Genomic DNA, 16342 nt, shown 5'->3' with positions numbered 1-16342 from the left:
AAGCTACGCGCCGCCTTAGTGATAGGTCACGATGGGATGGAACATCCTTTTCAGGAAGGGGCGGAGAGCTTCCTGCACGTGGCTCCTTGTTGATGCCCACACTCAAACATGTGAAGCGTCACCGGGACGCCTGCATTGGATAGAGCTTTTGAGAACAGTTCAGCATGGGCAACCGGCGCACGGTCGTCATGCTTTCCATGCAGCAACAGCGTCTCCGACCGAACTTCGGGCGCGTAATGCAGCGCAGAGCGAGCCAGAAAGGCCTCTCTCGACAGGCCCGCCTCCTTCTCGATAGCCCACCGCAAACCGTCTGAACTCGCGTGATAAGCGACTTCAAGATCGTAGACGCCGCCCGAGAGAATGACTGCTCGCAGATCAGAAATCTGGGTGGCAACCATTGCCGATGCAACGGCGCCACGACTGTTTCCATAGAGGACCATTCGGCTAGGGTCGACGGAAGGCTGTTCCCTCAGGAAGCCGAGAGCCGCAATGATCGCCTGCTGAGTTTTGGGACCGCAGAAATCTGGAGGCCCATCTGACGCCCCAAAACCGGGCTGCGAGACTGCCGCCGCAGTGATATTCAAACCAGAACAGAACCGAAGCAACGCGCCGCTATCGACCGCCTCTATCCCTCCAAGCAGACGGCCACCCTGGTTGCCGTGGACAAACAGGATTGCGCCTGCGGGCGTTTCGCTTGCGACCTGAGCTTGAAAGAGCTCGACCGTGGCTCCGTCACCCCGATCAATGAGATGTCGAGTTACTACCGGCATAACCACCATCAGGTTTTCTCGTGCGGGACAGACAATAGTACAACTTTTGGTATTGGCAACGTCCGGTGATCGCCTTCTGCATACGGCGACTGCGGAATATCCAGGCCGCACTGAGTGTGGAGTTCTCGAATCCCCCGTCCGTGGGCTGAAACATGCCCAATTCATCCCGAGGACTGGTCGAGATGCCTGTCCCACGACAGACAGTTACAAGCCCGCCTTGCGAAAGTAGACAGGTTGAAGCTGTTTGGGAAAGCTTGCTTAGCAGTTTTCCGCTAGACATAGCTTTCACAACGAACGCGGATAGGAAGTAAGCGTCCGGTGGTGACGGCTATGCGATTGTGAGGATAAGAACGGCGACCACAACCACCCACGGGATCAAACCGATCCATCCTGCCATAGGAGCTTGGCAGATCAGTGAGCCATCGGGGACGCGTTTGAAGCCCAGCCAGTTAAATCCCGTCTCGGTCGAGGATATGGCTTGCACGCGCACCTTCCCGCCGGTGATGAGCGGCAACACGAGCCTGGCGGTAGTGTAGCCAATCACCTCAAAAATAAAGTCGATAATGATCAAATCAGGGCTCCGGTGTGATGTTTCACGGCAACAAGGCGTCAATTCGGTTGATCGGATAATCGGCGAGTAAGCGTCCGGTTAACTGGTTTTCCAAGTGCATGATGGCGTTTCCTGAGGCTGTAATGCTACGATAACAGCTCCGGCGTGAAGAGGTTGAGCTTGTGGTGCGTGCGATTGTTTTGCTTTTGGTCGGGACTCTGGCAACGCCGAGTTACGGCCAGGGTCCGGCGGAGCTTGGACCGAATACAAACGAGCATCCTTTCCAGTGTGGAGCGGCCTTTGCGATCATGGCTAAGGTCTATCAGGAAGCCGGAGATGCCAACAAAGCCGGAGATTACCAAACAAAATTCGATAAGCTAGCTGTCCAGGCTGAAGGCATTTTCGAACAATCTCATCGACCTAAAAGCGATGCAGAAGCCTACATGCAGAAGCATGTAGATTCCTTGGCCGCTATTGCTGAGAAAGACGCCGCGCTCGTAATCAATTTTGCCCGACGTTGCGACCAGCGCTTTCCTGGTTAGATTCAGTTAGCTGCGGTGTTCCATGGCAATAGCTCACCGATTGTGTAGATGGGATGATCGGCGATGCGGGTAAGGATGTCCCGCAGATAGGCCTCTGGATCGAGACCATTGAGCTTTGCGGTTTCGATCAGTGACAGGATGGCGGCGGCCCGTTCTCCGCCTTTTTCTGATCCGGCGAACAGAGAAGGTGGCCAATTGCTGCTTGGGATGTTGCCCCTTACGATCCGGACTGAAGAAGTAGCAGGCTGCCGGTGGTGTCGTGTCACCGTGGGGCCGACCGTCGCGAACATAGGTCCACAGTCGGCCAGTCTTGGTCTTGTCCCTTCCAGGCTCCAGCACAGGAACACTGTATCATCGCCATGACGTCGATGACCCGCGAATACATGCTCTTGAAGCTTCACCAGCAGCGGCTCCAGCAATGTGCTGGCTGCCGATCCAGTCTGGCATAGTTGAACGGCTCAGATCGACGCCTTCCCGAGCATAAATCTCTGACTGGCGATAGAGTGGGAGGTGATCATAGTATTTGGCGATCAGCACATCGAGGGGACGGTTGGGATGACGGCAGTCATCGTGAGCACTTAAAAAAACCGGAGTGTGGCCGTTGCCGCTGGCCCAACTGCATGGCCGTCAGGTAGGCCAGCGGATCGATGGCCGGATTGACAGATGTAGACACCACCATGCGACGGGTGGATCTATGTATCCGGCTGTAGTCAAGGGATACACTCTTGGCAGAAGCAATCATATAGGGCATTCATTAGTTAATGATGACCTTCGCGAGCAAAGCAGCACGCGTGCGTATTCTCGGCGCACGACTTACCAACCCGGCCTCCTGACTGGAGCCGGGTCAATCCTGCTATTTGCCTTTCATTTCATCTGCCTGGGTCGTCATCCATGGACGTTGGAACGTCTTCCTCGCCTCATCATTCAATCACCGTCGAAGCGCGGCTGCGGCTGGCGAATTCGCATGCATGTCGACTTAGCGGCGGCTGCCGGAAATCATCGCAGTACCGGCAGCCGTAGCTGCTCCTGACATCCTTAAAAGCGAGCCACATTCAAAAGACGCCACCAATGAGTTGGTCGGCGCGAGGAGCGGCGCATGCCCTACGATCCACGGGCCATTGAGCCCAAATGGCAGGCCTATTGGGCCGAGCACGATATCTTTCGAGCGGAGTTCGAGCCGACCAAGCCGAAATTCTATGCACTCGATATGTTTCCGTATCCGTCAGGCGCTGGTCTGCATGTCGGCCATCCCCTGGGTTATACGGCGACTGACATCCTGTGCCGCTACAAGCGCATGTGCGGATTCAGTGTGTTGCACCCGATGGGATGGGATAGCTTCGGCCTGCCAGCGGAGCGCCATGCGATGCGCACAGGCGTTCATCCGGCTATCACGACCAAGCGCAATATCGAGACGTTTCGCGGCCAGGTGCAACGACTGGGTTTTTCCTACGACTGGAGCCGCGAACTCGCCACCACCAATCCCAACTATGTCAGGTGGACGCAGTGGATTTTCCTGAAGCTGTTCGAGCGGGGTCTTGCGTACCAGGCCGAGGTGGCGGTCAATTGGTGTCCGGCTCAGAATGCCGTGCTCGCCGACGAGGAAGTCAAAGATGGGCGCTACGTCGAGACCGGCGATCCGGTGGTCCGCCGTCAGATGCGTCAATGGATGCTGCGCATCACCGCATATGCCGACCGGTTGTTGGATGGCCTGGATGATCTCAATTGGCCAGAAAGCCTGAAGGCGATGCAGCGCAATTGGATCGGCCGTTCGGCAGGAGCCGAGATTGCCTTTACTGTCGATCCTGGCGGCACGGAGATCGTGACCTTCACAACACGACCCGAAACCCTGTTTGGTGTGAGCTATATCGTCGTCGCGCCGGAGCATCCGTTGCTGCCTGCTATCGTGACGGGGGAGGCCCGAGCTGCGGTGGAAAGCTATGTTGAGCAGTCTGCAGTCCTAGATGAGACGTCGCGCGCCGATGCAGGACGCGAAAAGACCGGCGTTTTCACGGGTGCTTACGCAGTCAATCCGGCAACAGGGATCCGGCTGCCGATCTGGGTGGCAGATTATGTTCTGAGTGGGTACGGCACTGGTGCCCTCATGGCGGTTCCAGCCCATGATGCGCGTGATCATGCTTTTGCTGTTGCTCACGGCCTGCCGATCACGCGCGTGATCGAGAGCGACCAGGACGTCGAGCGCGTGGCCTACGAGGGCAATGGGCGGATGGTCGGTTCCGGTTTTCTGGATGGCCTGGACGCGCCTGCAGCCAGGCAGACGATGGTTGCCTGGCTGCAGGCCAACGGGGCAGGTAAAGCGAAGGTCACCTATCGCCTGCGGGACTGGCTTTTCTCGCGTCAGCGTTATTGGGGTGAGCCGATTCCGGTGCTGCATCTGGCCGACGGTTCGGTGGTGCCTTTGCCTGAAGAATGCCTGCCGCTGCTGCCGCCGGAATTGGATGACTATGCACCGACGGCTGATGGAGAACCGCCACTCGCCCGGGCGGAGGACTGGGTGCAAACGACGGTGCCTGGCACCGACCTCCCGGCAAGGCGGGAGACCAACACGATGCCGCAATGGGCCGGCTCATGCTGGTACTATTTGCGGTTCCTCGATCCCCACAATAAGCGTGAACTGGTGGGGCATGAGGCCGAACGCTACTGGATGCCCGTCGATATCTACGTCGGCGGGGCGGAGCATGCCGTCTTGCACCTGCTCTACGCTCGCTTCTGGCACAAGGTGCTTTACGATATCGGGGTCGTATCGACCGAAGAACCATTTCAGCGCCTGTTCAATCAGGGAATGATCCTCGCCCACTCCTATCGGGATGTGGCTGGCCGATATTACGAGCCGTCTTCCGTAACCGAAAAGGGCGGACGATGGTTTGCGGGCTCGGTCGAGGTCCATCGCGCCGTCGAGAAGATGTCCAAGTCGCGTTTGAACGTCGTCAACCCTGATGACGTCGTCGACGAATATGGGGCTGATGCGCTGCGGCTTTACGAGATGTTCATGGGGCCACTGGACGGAACCAAACCCTGGCAGACGGAGGGTGTGAAGGGTGTGCGCCGGTTCCTGGATCGAGCATGGCGCATGGTCTGTGATGAGGCTGATGGACTGCATCCAGCCGTGCGGGACGCCATCCCTGGTTCGGAACTGCTGCGCTTGCGCCATCAGACGGTGAAGTTCGTCACCGAAGATATAGAAGCCATGCGCTTCAACACGGCCATCGCCCGTCTGATGGAATTGTCTAACGCCCTTGTGGCAGCGACCGAGCGGCCGCGCGAGGTCGTCGAGACATTGATTTTATTGTTGTCCCCGTTCGCTCCTCACATTGCCGAGGAGTTGTGGAGCAAGCTTGGTCATGAAGGGACACTGGCTTTCGTTCCATGGCCAAGTTTCGATCCTGAATTGGCGGAGGAGGAGATGCGCGAGTACGTGGTGCAGATCAACGGGAAGGTTCGTCACCGTTTCCGAGCGGCGTCCGATCTGGGGGAGGGTTTGCTGGCGGCAGCTCGATCAGAGCCTGAGGTGGTGACTTTGCTTGCCGGCAGGACCGTTGTGAAGGAAATAGCGGTCCCGGGTCGATTGGTGAACTATGTCACAAAAGGGTAAGGTTTGCTTCAAGGAGCAACGATGGCTGTAACCAGCAAAAACTCAATTTATGACAGCCGCTGGCCGTCTATGTTTCCTGCTGAGAAACAACGGATCGCGGGCTGCTTCGAGGGTGATGTCGCATTGTTTCACCAGCGCCCGAACACGACGCTTGGCGTTTAACTCAGGCATCGTAGCCAAAATTAACAACGTCACGCATCGAGCGCACCTCGTTTGGCAATCGAGATCAGCTCTTTGAAGTGAGTCACAATTCTACCTTCACGGCTGGCGTCCTCCGCTTCCCAACCGAACTTCCACGCGTCGTGACGCGCAAGCCAATCCCCCAGAGCAGCGCTATCACCGGTCGGCATCCTATGGGCCGCGAGGTATGGGTTCTCGTGAGCCTTCAGTCCGAGCACCCGCGCCCTCGAGCCTGCTTCCTGTAAATCGATCAGCTCTTCAATTGTCATACGCGATCCCCCACGATGGCGTCGACGGTAGCATCGAAGTCCGCGCATGCAAGCGAATGCTAAATTATGGGTTAATTTGGGACAGTTGCGAGTGGAGAGCGCCTCTGGTCGGTCGGGCGTTGCACCGGAGTGTCAATGCTTCCTGTGCTTCATACTTGCCCCGCCGCCAATTGATCGCAGGAGCAGCAAATAAATCAGACGTACTGCCTAATTTCAGCACACCTCCTGACGAATTTATACGCAACCATAAGTGTTGATTCTAGAATTTTTTACACGTAATAATGCGCCCGCTGAGCGCTACAAGCAGATAGGAGCGGAGTACTTTCAAGGCGGATATTGCAAGTTCGACGAGTTAACGGAGCAAAGGAGCGCATGATGGACCTACAAACAGTTCTGACGTTTAGCTTGGCCTTCTTCGTATTCGCGGCAAGCCCTGGCCCTGACAACCTGACGATCCTGTCGAAGACCGTGTCCAGCGGCCCGGCGCAGGGCGTCGCCTACGGGGGCGGCGTCGTTTTTAGCATCTTCCTGTTCGTCATCTTCTCGGCCATCGGCTTCAACGCCATTGCTCAATACATGAACGAAAATCTGCGTTTCATCCAATATGTCGGCGCTATCTACCTGATTTACACAGGGGTCACGATGTGGCGTTCGAAGCCGAACATCAAACCTCGTGTGATGAGGGGCGGCCTGATCCGCCTGTTCATTACGGGTTTTCTTCTCAATATCTCCAATCCCAAAATGCCGATTTTCTATCTGGCGCTACTGCCGGGCGTCTTGGGCATCCGGCCACTGACCATCCCCGACACCGTGGAACTGCTGGCGGTCATAGCCCTGATAGAGGTGGTCGTAGTCGGAGGACATGTGCTCATCGGCTATAAAGCGAAAACGGCACTGACCGATCCGAAAAAGATCGGCATCCTCAACCGTGGCGCTGGAGCTTTGATGGTCGGGGCAGGGGTGCTTGTCGCCAGCAGATGATGCCGCCTCGAAGGCGTAGCCCCGAATAGTGACGCGATGACGGAAGCCCACGATGCGATAAGAGAACGTGCGGGGATGGCTGACTGGCATCAACGGCTTGTCGGCCCCGAAAGGTCAGAGGACTTCGAACGTCCGCTTCGGGCCGAGGGCGGAAGACCGGCCTCGGCTGGAATGCGCCAATAGCGAACGTTGTGCGCGTTGCCGAACTTCCTATTATGCCGACGGACAGATCCAGCGGATCACTTTGGCGGAGAGGCTCATGATCGAAATTCCAATCCGTTGTTTTGCTGTATCGGTCGTCGTCATCCGCAAAAGAACTGCTCGACATGAGGTGCTGCTTTTACGCAGAAATCACACGTTGATTGGTGAGTGGTGCCAGGTAGCCGGCGGCATCGAGGACGGCGAGAAAGCTTGGGAAACTGCGCTACGAGAGGTCCGTGAAGAGACGGGCCTGATCTGCGACTTTCTCTATTCCGCAGATATCTGCGAGCAATTCTATGAGGCTGATCGCAATGCCATCAGTATGCTGCCCGTCTTCGTCGGCATTGTGGATGCCGAGCAGCCAGTTTTTCTCAACGACGAACACAGCGAATTTCAGTGGGTATCATTCGCGGAGGCGATGGAAATGGTGCCATTCGCAGGGCAGCGCCATGTTCTAAAACATGTAGAGGCAGAATTTGTGAATCGGGAGCCTATTCGGCATCTTCTCATCCATGAGGTGTCGCGGAAAATTTAAATTTCTGCGACGCCCAATGACCGCTTCGGGCCGAGAGCAGTCAGCGGATCGCGTCCGCTTTGTACTGAGAGCGGTCATTGAACCGATGGCCGCTAAGAGGCATTGTGCAAGCCTTCGCAACATATCGAGAGATCATTGCATGCTCCGAAAAGCGGTTCCGAGTGACCTCTTGGCGCTGAAAGCTGTCTGTTCCTCAGTCGTCGAAAACATGTTGAGCGACCCCACAAAGGTTACCGATGATGATTACGATTTGTATGTAGCCAATCCGGGAGTGGCCGTTTGGGAAGAGAACGGCGAGGTCGTCGGCTTTTCTGCGGCCGACCCACGCAACGGAAACATTTGGGCGCTTTTTGTGGTTCCCGGATTTGAAAGAAACGGGATCGGCTCGATCCTGCTGGCCGAAGCCTGTGCCTGTCTCAAGTCTGCAGGCATCGGACGCGCTTGGCTCACCACCGATCGAAACACCCGAGCCGAGAGATTTTATCGCGCGGCTGGTTGGGAACACGTCGGCGAAAAGGACAATGAGCTTCTTTTCGAACGATCACTGTGAATTAGATCACAAACGCTCCAAAAGCAGGCCTCCCGCCAAGGCATGAAAGGCCTCGACCGCCTTCGGCTGCGCGCTCTGCGGGTTTTCGCTCGCGGCGACCCAGAGGGCAGCGTTGAGAGCCGCGCCGCTCTCCCTGATCTCCATCTTCGACGGTCCCGTCTGATCAACACTTCGTCATCCACGACCATTCCTCAGGAGCCGCTCGCCCGCGTCACGGGCATTTGCCAAGCCCAGGCGCGACGATCGAACCTCGTGATCGCTGGTGGCCAAGAAGTGAGACAATTTGCCCACTTAACTATGACCTAAAAGTAATTCATCCTCCAATTGACTCTTCAGAATCGCGGTTGTAATTGCTGTTTGAGTTTTGAAAATACAAGTTGAGTATATGCATCACCTCGGCGAAGTTGTAATACGAAGACAAAAAGAAAAGTTGATTGAAATAGTAAGGAAATTTGTAAGCCGGGGACAGCCTTACGTTTTAATAAACTTTCCATCAAATAAAGATCCTGGCCATCACGCGAGTTGGCTTGGATTGGCGATAGTATTGCGCGAAGTAACGGGGCGCCTGCCGGTGCTGACGGGCAGCGCAACGCAAAGTATAGATGAGATAAAAACAACACCAGGTGACGCTCCAATATTCATTTGCGGTGGAGCCGACCTTGGTGACGCGCAGGCGGGCAGGGATGATGTTCGCTACCGTTTGATGTGGAAATATCCGGATCGAACGATCATCCAGATGCCGCAAACGATCCATTTCGCAAACGAGTCCCTCAAGGAATATGCGAAACGTACGATCGGAAGGCATCGCAATTTTTTTTGCATGACGCGCGATCGTCAGAGTTTCGAGCTGGCGAAAGCCAACTTCGATTGTGATGTCGAGGCCGGCCCGGACACGGCATTCGGCATGGGAGCGCTGAAACCGTTCGAAGCCGATCCTCTCCGGGTATTATATGTCATGCAGCCTCTCGGAGAGGACGAGGTCGATATAGCGAAAGCGCGAGCGATCGTTGACGGACCTCTTACCAATTGGATCAACGGTCCGAACAGTTTGTCGCGCATGCGCAAGTCGAGCGTCGTCAAGTCGGCGTTGCGGCATGGCTTTAGCCGCACAGAGATGATCGCCCAGCATCGTCAGGATGTCGCGGCTCGATATGTCGATTACGGCGTGAAGATCCTCTCCGGCGCACAACGGATCATCACCAACCATCTGCACGGTCATATTCTCTGTCTTTTGCTGAATAAGCCGCATATCGCGGTTGCGAGGGACGGAAGCAATCTGCACGACGTCATCGGTAGCCAGACTGGCGATAGCCCTCTGGTGGAGAAGGCGACAAATGCCGGTGAGCTTTTGGCAGCAATGTCTCGCCTGCCGTATAAGCTGGGAGGAACTTGGTACAAGTCGAGTAAACCCATGCATCCAAGTCCCGCTGTTCCGGCCCCAGATCTAATACCTCAACCCTCCATAGTCTGATTCCCGGTAGGAGTTCACTTTGTCGGTTTTACGAGACGACGATATTCTGTTCAGCCATGTCAGTGAGAACCGATCCGCCGCAGCCGTTACGGGTGCTTTCTGGTCGGCGCTGAGCACGCTTATTCCGACAGTCCTGACCTTCGCAGTCTTTGTGGTGACGTCTCGCGTTCTCCAGCCTCAGGATTTCGGCCTTGTTGCGCTGGCCTTCAGCATCGTGTCGTTTGCCGGCAGCTTTGGACCGACGGCATTTGGCGAAGCGATCATCCAAAAAGCCGAAATCAGGCGCAGCCATCTGGATACGATATTCCTGCTTTCGCTCGCTTTTTCATTTTTGATCTATGGTGCTTTGTGCATCGCCGCTTCGCCAATCGCGGCCTATGTGGGGCATGAGCAAATCACACCCCTGATTTACATCATGGGATTGAAGGTTTTCTTCGACTTCACGGCCGTCGTTCCGAATGCAATTGTCAATCGGAAGATGTCGTTTCATCTGGTAGCCGTCCGCACTGTGATTGCGACGATCACTTCTGCCTGCATTTGCCTTGTTTTGGTTCTCGCGGGTTTCGGCTTGTGGGGGCTTGCGATTGCGCAGATCGCGGCCACAGCGGCATCATGCGGCGCCGCTTTCTGGGGCGCCGGGTGGCGGCCCGGGCTTCACCTGAAAAGAGCAAGCCTCAACGAGCTCCTTCACTATGGGTTTTTTGCATCCGGCACTCGGTTTTTACAGACAATGAGCTTGGACAACCTGCTCATCGGGGTGCTCTTGAGCCCATCAGCGCTCGGGATCTATAATTTTTCCAAGCGTTTGTTCGATATGATCAACAACGTCATCGCCGGGGGCTTAACATCCGTCACGCACGTCTTGCTTTCTTCATTGCGGGCCGATCCGAAGAAAGTGCGAGAAGCATTTCTCATGGCGACGTTTGGCTGCGCTCTGGTTTCCTACCCCGTCTTCATAGGCCTTGCTGCCGTCGCCGATGATGCGATCACGACAATTTTCGGTGCACATTGGATCGCGGCCGTTTGGCCGGTTCGGTTCTACTGCGTCATAGGATTGATGGCCGGGATCGGCTACGTGCAGGCATCCTTGATCAAGAGCCAAGGAGAGATGGATTGGTGGTTTTACTACCAGCTGGCACGAAACCTCCTCACACTCCTGACGATCGCAATTCTCTATCCCTACGGCGTCACGACAATCGTTTTCGCCATCATGATCGAAGTTCTGTTGTTTTGGCCGATCACCAGCTGGAAGGTTTCGCAGCATATAGAGCTGAGTATCCCGGCATATCTGGCGCAATTCCTGCGGCCTACCATGGCCTCTGCAGGAATGGTTGCAGTCATTTTCCTCCTCCATGAATTGCTCATTCATTGGTCCCCGTATCCACGCTTGGCCGTGGAAATCCTGGCAGGCGGCATGGCTTACTGCGGTCTGATATTCGTTCTGTGCAGAGCTCGTTTAAATGTCTTGATCGGCAGTATAAAGCAGGCACGGCAGCGCAAGAGTAACAGGGGTGCGGTTGCCAACCCTGCATGATTTCCAGGCCATACCCGCATAGACCTGTGTCGCGATTTGAGGGATCTGGTGCTCAAGCCGTCATCTGAAATTATCAGAACGTCGCTTTGGTGACGTTCTCATCCACCGCATCCGAACGCCCCTCAGACGCAACGCGCAATAGGATAATCCATAAGATGACTAGCCTCGACCGCGGTTATTCGCCATCGGCGATGGACGACGTAGGAGTCTCGATTGCCGAGCGCAGCCGTTACTACACGCTCGATGCCATGCGCGGATTTGCCGCTATCTGTGTTGTCGCTACACATTTCCGGGAGAGCTATGCGCCTTCGGCCTATCTGGCAGTCGATTTTTTCTTCGTTCTCAGCGGATTTATTATCGCGGATATTTATGGAAAACGGCTCTCGCGCGGTCTGCTGTTCCAGTCGTTTATGGCGGCCCGCATCAAGCGCCTTTATCCGCTCTATTTCATCGGAATTGTGGTCGGCCTCGTCCAGATCATTCTGCTAACAAACTGGGGGCTGAGAAATCAAAGTGTCATCGACCTGCTGGTGTCGACGACTGCGAACACGTTCTTTCTGCCGAGCCCGATGTATTTCCTTCAAGCGAACCCGATGCAAGGAATGTTCCCCATCAACGGCCCGGCATGGTCGATGTTCTGGGAGCTGCTGGTGAATATAGTCTTCGCCCTGTGGCTTTTTCGGCTCTCCGTCCGCGCGCTCTGCGGAGTTGCATTGGTCTCGGCTGCATGTTTGGTTTTTGTCGGCCTTAAATACGGCATGTTGAATATTGGCTGGGAGTGGCCCTCAGCGGTCGGTGGACTGCCAAGGGTGATGTTTTCGTTTACGGCAGGGGTGGTGATAAGCCGCCTCTTCGGCGGCATGCCCGCCTGGAGGAAGGGTTGGGTCGCCATTGTGCCATGCCTTCTTCTGATGATTTGCATTGCGGCGCCGGTTCCTGTCGTGTTGCGGCCTTACTACGACTTGATGTTCGCGATGGCCTTGGCCCCGCTCATCGTGATGCTCGGCCTCTTTCTGGAGATGCCCGCAAAAGCCGAGACATTGGCGACGTGGATTGGCTATATTTCCTATCCTGTCTACATCTTGCACCGCGGTGCGATCGGCGTCTTCAAGCCGGTTGCGGCGTCGATTGGATTGAACGGCCCTCTCGCATTCTTAGTATTTCTCAGCGTGGTCCTGTGTTTCGCTTATCTGACCGCTCGTCTCGTTGACAAAACGATGGCCACACGGACTCGTCGCGCTCGATAAGTTTTGCGTCCGTTATGCCGTGGGCTTTCTGTTTGGCGAGAGAACCTTTCACGACGATCACGAACGCTCCAAAAGCAGACCTGCCGCCAAGGCATGAAAGGCCTCGACCGCCTTCGGCAACACGGTCTTCGGGTTTTCGCTGGCGGCGATCCAGAGAGCGGCATTGAGAGCCGCGCCGCTCAGCAATCGGGCCGCCGCCTCGGCGTCGAGCGGCTTGAGGATGCCTTGGGCGGTCAGGCGCTCCACCGTGCTCTTGGTCACCTGTAGACAGTTGTTCTGGCTGGGCCATTGCGAGGGATCACCCAGCACCGCTGGTCCGTCGAGCAGAACGATGCGCTGGACTTCCGGATTGAGCGCCATCTCGATATAGGCCGCGCCCTCGGCGAGTAGGCCCTGCCAGTCGTCACCCGCCCGAGACCCGATCTGTTGAGCGCGCGCCGCCATCTCCGTGTCGATCTGATCGACGACCGCCGCCAGCAGCCCGCGCTTGTCTCCGAAGTTGTGGTAAAGCGCGCCGCGTGTCAGGCCGGCGTCAGCCGTCAGCTCGTCCATCGACGCTGCAGCGTAGCCCTTTTCGGCGAAAGCCTTTCGCGCCGCCGCGATCAGCTTGGCGCGGTTTTCCTGCATCGTTTCATTGCGTGTTTTCGCCATTCGACCCCTCAATTCACATACGAAGCGTATATTAACTTGACATACGATGCGTATGCCAGTTATTTCACATACGTACCGTATATCAAATCGAGCACGCTTGTGAAGCATTCCCCGCGCTCACCGGTCTTTGCCAACATCAAGAGAGATCAGAATGACCCAACGCGAAGCAATCTTTCCTGCCGAAAGGCACGCTCTTTACGAGGAGCACGGCTATTCCGCCGCCATCCGATCCGGTGATCTGCTGTTTGTATCAGGGCAGGTCGGCAGCCGTTCGGATGGAACAGCCGAACCCGATTTCGAACGTCAGGTGCGGCTGGCCTTTGAAAACCTGAAGGCGACGCTGAGCGCCGCCGGCTGCACGCTGGATGACATCGTTGACGTCACCACCTTCCACACCGACCCGGAGAACCAGTTCGGAACGATCATGGCGGTCAAGCAGGAGATCTTCAGCAAGCTACCCTATCCGAATTGGACGGCGCTCGGGGTGAACTGGCTCGCCGGTTTCGATTTCGAGATCAAGGTCATCGCCCGCATTCCGGCAAGTCCTTGATATCGTCCCCCGGCTTGAACGTCAGCAAACAGCGCTGCGGGACCGCTGTCAGCGGCGGGCGACCGGCTTCGTGGCGGCGCGGCGCTGCAGCGCGAAACGCGCCGCCGAGCAGTTGACGTCGGGCACGAGATCGTAGGTCTGCTGGTAGAGGCTTTGCGCCAGCGTGTTGTTGCCTCGGGTTTCCGAGGCAAGGGCGGCAAGCGCCGTGCGCTTGTAGGCCTCGACGATCGGTTCGGCGGCTTTTGCCAGTGCCGCATCGTCTGATGGTTCGGCGCTCAGCGAAAGGGCGGCATAGGTTGCGTCGCCATCCCTGCCGACGCGGCCGCCGACGGCGCCGTTGAAGCTTTGCTCGGAAACCTGGCGCATGCGCCGGGCATTCTTGATGCATGTGGGGATGCGGGCGGCTTCCGCATTGATGCGCTCGGCCGTCGGGCCGCCGTCCGCGCTGCCGCTGTCGGATAGGATGACGTAGCCGATGATGCCGACGATGGCGAGATAGGCGACCCCCATGCCGGCGAGGAAGGCCGGCTGCTTGAGCAACGGCTTCTTCGGCTTGTCGTCACCGGCCTTGGAGGACTCCTTCTTCGGCGCCTCCTTGGCGGCGGTTTTGACGACGAACTGGAATTCGACGTCCTTGCCGAGACGGAAGCTGTCACCGGCTTTCAGCGAGGCCGTCTGCAGCAGCGCTTCGCCGCGCAGCATGATCGGGTTCAGCCCCATGCGGCGAATGATGAAGCCGCCGTCGCTCTGGCGCTCGATGCGCGCATGGATCGGCGCCAGGAACGGATCGTCGACGACGATATCGGCGTTGGAAGCTCGACCGATCGACATTTCCGGCCGGTCGAGCACATGGCTGCGGCTCTGGCCGCCGGGCCCGGTCTGCAGCAGGCTTGGTTTGTTTCCGCGAAAGAAGGAAAAGGCCATGATCAGAACATCCCACTCGACATCATCTCAACGATTGCCGGCGCCAGCACCAGAAGAAGGATCGACACGACGATCATCATCGCCGGCATGACGATCTTGGCTTTCAGCTTTTCACTGGCCCTGTCGGCCTTTTCCCAGCGGCGGAAGCGCAGGTCGCGCGCATGTTCGCGCAGCAGCTCGACGCGGTTGCTGCCCTCGACTTCGCCCTGAATCACCGCACGGATGACGCGCACGACCTCCTCGGCGGTCATGCGGCGCTCCAGCCGCTGCAGGGCCTCGACCATGCCGGTGCCGAGCGCGACGTCCTTCAGCGTCTGTTCGATCTCCTCGCTCATGACGGTGCCGGGTGCGGCCTCGGCATAAAGCCTCAGGCTTTCCGGCAGCGTCGCCTGCGCCTGCTGCGTCATGACGACGAGATCGAGGAAATAGGGAAATTCGCGCGAGATGCGCTCCTTGCGGTCCTGCATCTTGTCGTCGGCGACGACCCAGAAATAGATCGCGGGAATCAGGCCGAGGATCAGCCCGGCGACCAGCCCGCCGATCACGCTGCCGCTGGCAATGCCGAACAGCACGCCGAGCAGGATGAAGCCGAACAGGCTGAGGACGACGAGAAGGGCGATATATTCCCGCCCCGTCACGCCGCCGAAGGGCCGGCCGCCATAGATCAGCTTCTGCTCGAGCTGGGCGCCGTAATCGGCCAGCAGCGGCTCGAAATGGGTCAGCACGAATTCGACAGGCGTGCGCATACCGATGCTGTCGACGATATTCGGCGGCGGGCCATCGCCGCCCGCGGACCGGCGCACCACCTGGATGCTGCCGAGCAGATCGCCAATCCACCAGACGAAGAGGGCAGCGGTGATGCCGGCAAAGACGACGGCGATCGGGGCGAGGGGTATTTGAGACATCATACCGACACCTTCATCATCGAGCGCATCCAGAAGAAGCCGGTGGCGTAGAGAATGGCGCCGACGATCGCGATGACGATGCCGATGGCGTTGCCGAACACCTTGTCGATCAGTTCCGGCTGGCCGAAAAAGATCATCAGGATCATGAACAGCGCGCCGCCATTGACGACGCGGAAGTTCATGCGCGCCTGCGACGACGAGGTGGTGATCTTCTGGTCGAGCTTCCAGATCTCCTTGAAGGATTTCGACATTTCCGTCAGCGGCTCGGAAATGTCGCCGCCCTGGCGGGCAAAGAGGCCGAGGGCCGCATCGACCATCTTGAAGTGCAGGCTCGGCACGTTGCGGCCGTGGCGGTCGAGCGCCTCGACGAGGCCGATGCCGAGCTTCTGTTCGCGGGCGATGCGCTCGAACTCGCGTGAGGCCGGCATCTGGCCGGTATCGGCCACCGCATTGACGGCGATGGCAAGCGGCTTGCCGGTGCGCACTGCCGAGACGATCTGGTCGACGGCATAGGGAAGCTGCGATTCGATCTGCAGCCAGCGGCGCTGCAGGAAATAGCGGATGATCGCCTTGGGCAAGAAGAAGGCGACCGGGATGGCGATGACTATGCCGGCGATCGGCCCGAAGATCAGCGAGACCACCACGAAGACGAGGATCGCGGTGATGCCGTAGGCGAGGATCATCGTATAGGGCGGAACGGCATCGCGCCCGAAGACCTGGGCCGCCTCGCTGGCGAGCGCGATGTCGCGTTCGGTGGCGCGCAACAGCGGCGCCGGCCAGCGCACCGGCGCGCCCCAGACGAGCAGCCCCGCCGTCACCGCGCCGAGGGCGACCGTAAAGATCTGCAGAATGCTGATATTCATGGTTTCCCC

General features: G+C 57.6%; 16 protein-coding genes and 4 pseudogenes. 10 read left to right on the top strand and 10 right to left on the bottom strand.

What is annotated here, in order from left to right; all coding sequences use genetic code 11:
- Nucleotides 1-15: 15 nt before the first annotated feature.
- Both FHT69_RS15505 and FHT69_RS15500 read right to left on the bottom strand, forming a co-directional pair.
- A pseudogene (locus tag FHT69_RS15505) lies at nucleotides 16-779 on the bottom strand (alpha/beta hydrolase family protein).
- Between the two features lie 319 nt (nucleotides 780-1098).
- Nucleotides 1099-1341 (bottom strand): hypothetical protein, encoded by a 243-nt coding sequence (locus tag FHT69_RS15500; protein WP_028758720.1) that lies wholly within the window; start codon nucleotides 1339-1341, stop codon nucleotides 1099-1101.
- A 161-nt stretch (nucleotides 1342-1502) separates the two neighbouring features.
- Between FHT69_RS15500 and FHT69_RS15495 the strand changes: the two genes are divergently transcribed.
- A complete protein-coding gene (locus FHT69_RS15495) occupies nucleotides 1503-1862 on the top strand; it encodes a hypothetical protein (RefSeq protein ID WP_028758721.1) in 360 nt (119 codons plus the stop codon).
- A gap of 2 nt (nucleotides 1863-1864) precedes the next feature.
- On the opposite strand, the pseudogene FHT69_RS34795 reads toward FHT69_RS15495, so the two are convergent.
- Nucleotides 1865-2044: pseudogene (locus FHT69_RS34795) on the bottom strand (transposase domain-containing protein); the annotation flags it as partial.
- A gap of 58 nt (nucleotides 2045-2102) precedes the next feature.
- Nucleotides 2103-2399 (bottom strand): annotated as a pseudogene (locus FHT69_RS34790) (transposase); the annotation flags it as partial.
- 559 nt (nucleotides 2400-2958) lie between these two features.
- On the opposite strand from FHT69_RS34790, the gene leuS reads away from it, so the two are divergent.
- Together leuS and FHT69_RS15480 are read left to right on the top strand one after the other, a co-directional pair.
- Nucleotides 2959-5472 carry a leucine--tRNA ligase gene (leuS, locus tag FHT69_RS15485; protein ID WP_183905583.1) on the top strand — a complete coding sequence of 838 codons (2514 nt, stop codon included), beginning with the start codon at nucleotides 2959-2961 and terminating at the stop codon, nucleotides 5470-5472.
- Nucleotides 5473-5493: 21 nt separating this feature from the next.
- A complete protein-coding gene (locus FHT69_RS15480; RefSeq protein WP_141677034.1) occupies nucleotides 5494-5634 on the top strand; it encodes a GrpB family protein in 141 nt (46 codons plus the stop codon).
- Between the two features lie 29 nt (nucleotides 5635-5663).
- Here FHT69_RS15480 and FHT69_RS15475 read toward each other — a convergent pair whose 3' ends face one another.
- Nucleotides 5664-5921: a CrpP-related protein gene (locus FHT69_RS15475; protein ID WP_028758724.1), complete on the bottom strand. Its 258-nt coding sequence runs from the start codon at nucleotides 5919-5921 to the stop codon at nucleotides 5664-5666.
- Between the two features lie 375 nt (nucleotides 5922-6296).
- Here FHT69_RS15475 and FHT69_RS15470 point away from each other — a divergent pair, with 375 nt between their 5' ends.
- The 3 genes from FHT69_RS15470 to FHT69_RS15460 all read left to right on the top strand — a co-directional run bounded on the left by FHT69_RS15470 (nucleotide 6297) and on the right by FHT69_RS15460 (nucleotide 8188).
- Nucleotides 6297-6902, top strand: coding sequence for a LysE family translocator (locus FHT69_RS15470; RefSeq protein WP_063475696.1), 606 nt, complete (start codon nucleotides 6297-6299; stop codon nucleotides 6900-6902).
- 259 nt (nucleotides 6903-7161) lie between these two features.
- Nucleotides 7162-7638 carry an NUDIX hydrolase gene (locus FHT69_RS15465; RefSeq protein ID WP_029733135.1) on the top strand — a complete coding sequence of 159 codons (477 nt, stop codon included), beginning with the start codon at nucleotides 7162-7164 and terminating at the stop codon, nucleotides 7636-7638.
- A 169-nt stretch (nucleotides 7639-7807) separates the two neighbouring features.
- Nucleotides 7808-8188, top strand: coding sequence for a GNAT family N-acetyltransferase (locus FHT69_RS15460; RefSeq protein WP_246780728.1), 381 nt, complete (start codon nucleotides 7808-7810; stop codon nucleotides 8186-8188).
- 6 nt (nucleotides 8189-8194) lie between these two features.
- Here the strand turns inward: FHT69_RS15460 and FHT69_RS15455 are convergent.
- Nucleotides 8195-8317: pseudogene (locus FHT69_RS15455) on the bottom strand (TetR/AcrR family transcriptional regulator); the annotation flags it as partial.
- 256 nt (nucleotides 8318-8573) lie between these two features.
- On the opposite strand from FHT69_RS15455, the gene FHT69_RS15450 reads away from it, so the two are divergent.
- From FHT69_RS15450 to FHT69_RS15440, 3 genes are all read left to right on the top strand, one after another.
- Entirely contained in the window at nucleotides 8574-9659 is a 1086-nt protein-coding gene (locus FHT69_RS15450; RefSeq protein WP_183905581.1) for a polysaccharide pyruvyl transferase family protein, read from the top strand.
- A gap of 19 nt (nucleotides 9660-9678) precedes the next feature.
- Nucleotides 9679-11193, top strand: a complete 1515-nt coding sequence (locus FHT69_RS15445; RefSeq protein WP_028758729.1) for a lipopolysaccharide biosynthesis protein — start codon at nucleotides 9679-9681, stop codon at nucleotides 11191-11193.
- A gap of 155 nt (nucleotides 11194-11348) precedes the next feature.
- Nucleotides 11349-12440: an acyltransferase family protein gene (locus FHT69_RS15440; protein ID WP_183902927.1), complete on the top strand. Its 1092-nt coding sequence runs from the start codon at nucleotides 11349-11351 to the stop codon at nucleotides 12438-12440.
- Nucleotides 12441-12497: 57 nt separating this feature from the next.
- Here FHT69_RS15440 and FHT69_RS15435 read toward each other — a convergent pair whose 3' ends face one another.
- Nucleotides 12498-13091 carry a TetR/AcrR family transcriptional regulator gene (locus tag FHT69_RS15435; RefSeq protein WP_183902928.1) on the bottom strand — a complete coding sequence of 198 codons (594 nt, stop codon included), beginning with the start codon at nucleotides 13089-13091 and terminating at the stop codon, nucleotides 12498-12500.
- 151 nt (nucleotides 13092-13242) lie between these two features.
- Between FHT69_RS15435 and FHT69_RS15430 the strand changes: the two genes are divergently transcribed.
- Entirely contained in the window at nucleotides 13243-13641 is a 399-nt protein-coding gene (locus FHT69_RS15430) for a RidA family protein (RefSeq protein ID WP_183902929.1), read from the top strand.
- Between the two features lie 48 nt (nucleotides 13642-13689).
- Here FHT69_RS15430 and FHT69_RS15425 read toward each other — a convergent pair whose 3' ends face one another.
- The 3 genes from FHT69_RS15425 to FHT69_RS15415 are packed head-to-tail and all read right to left on the bottom strand — an operon-like array spanning nucleotide 13690 to nucleotide 16333.
- Nucleotides 13690-14565: an FHA domain-containing protein gene (locus tag FHT69_RS15425; RefSeq protein WP_183905580.1), complete on the bottom strand. Its 876-nt coding sequence runs from the start codon at nucleotides 14563-14565 to the stop codon at nucleotides 13690-13692.
- A gap of 2 nt (nucleotides 14566-14567) precedes the next feature.
- The gene (locus FHT69_RS15420) at nucleotides 14568-15473 is read right to left on the bottom strand and encodes a type II secretion system F family protein (RefSeq protein WP_097542631.1); all 906 of its coding nucleotides are present in this window, start codon (nucleotides 15471-15473) and stop codon (nucleotides 14568-14570) included.
- Entirely contained in the window at nucleotides 15470-16333 is an 864-nt protein-coding gene (locus tag FHT69_RS15415; protein ID WP_029868316.1) for a type II secretion system F family protein, read from the bottom strand. The genes FHT69_RS15420 and FHT69_RS15415 overlap by 4 nt, the downstream gene beginning before the upstream one ends.
- Nucleotides 16334-16342 lie beyond the last annotated feature (9 nt).

It is taken from the genome of Rhizobium sp. BK008 (assembly GCF_014197345.1).
Classification (GTDB): Bacteria; Pseudomonadota; Alphaproteobacteria; order Rhizobiales; family Rhizobiaceae; genus Rhizobium; species Rhizobium anhuiense.
Note: the sequence above shows the minus strand (reverse complement) of the source record. Positions and strands in the feature narration are given on the sequence as shown.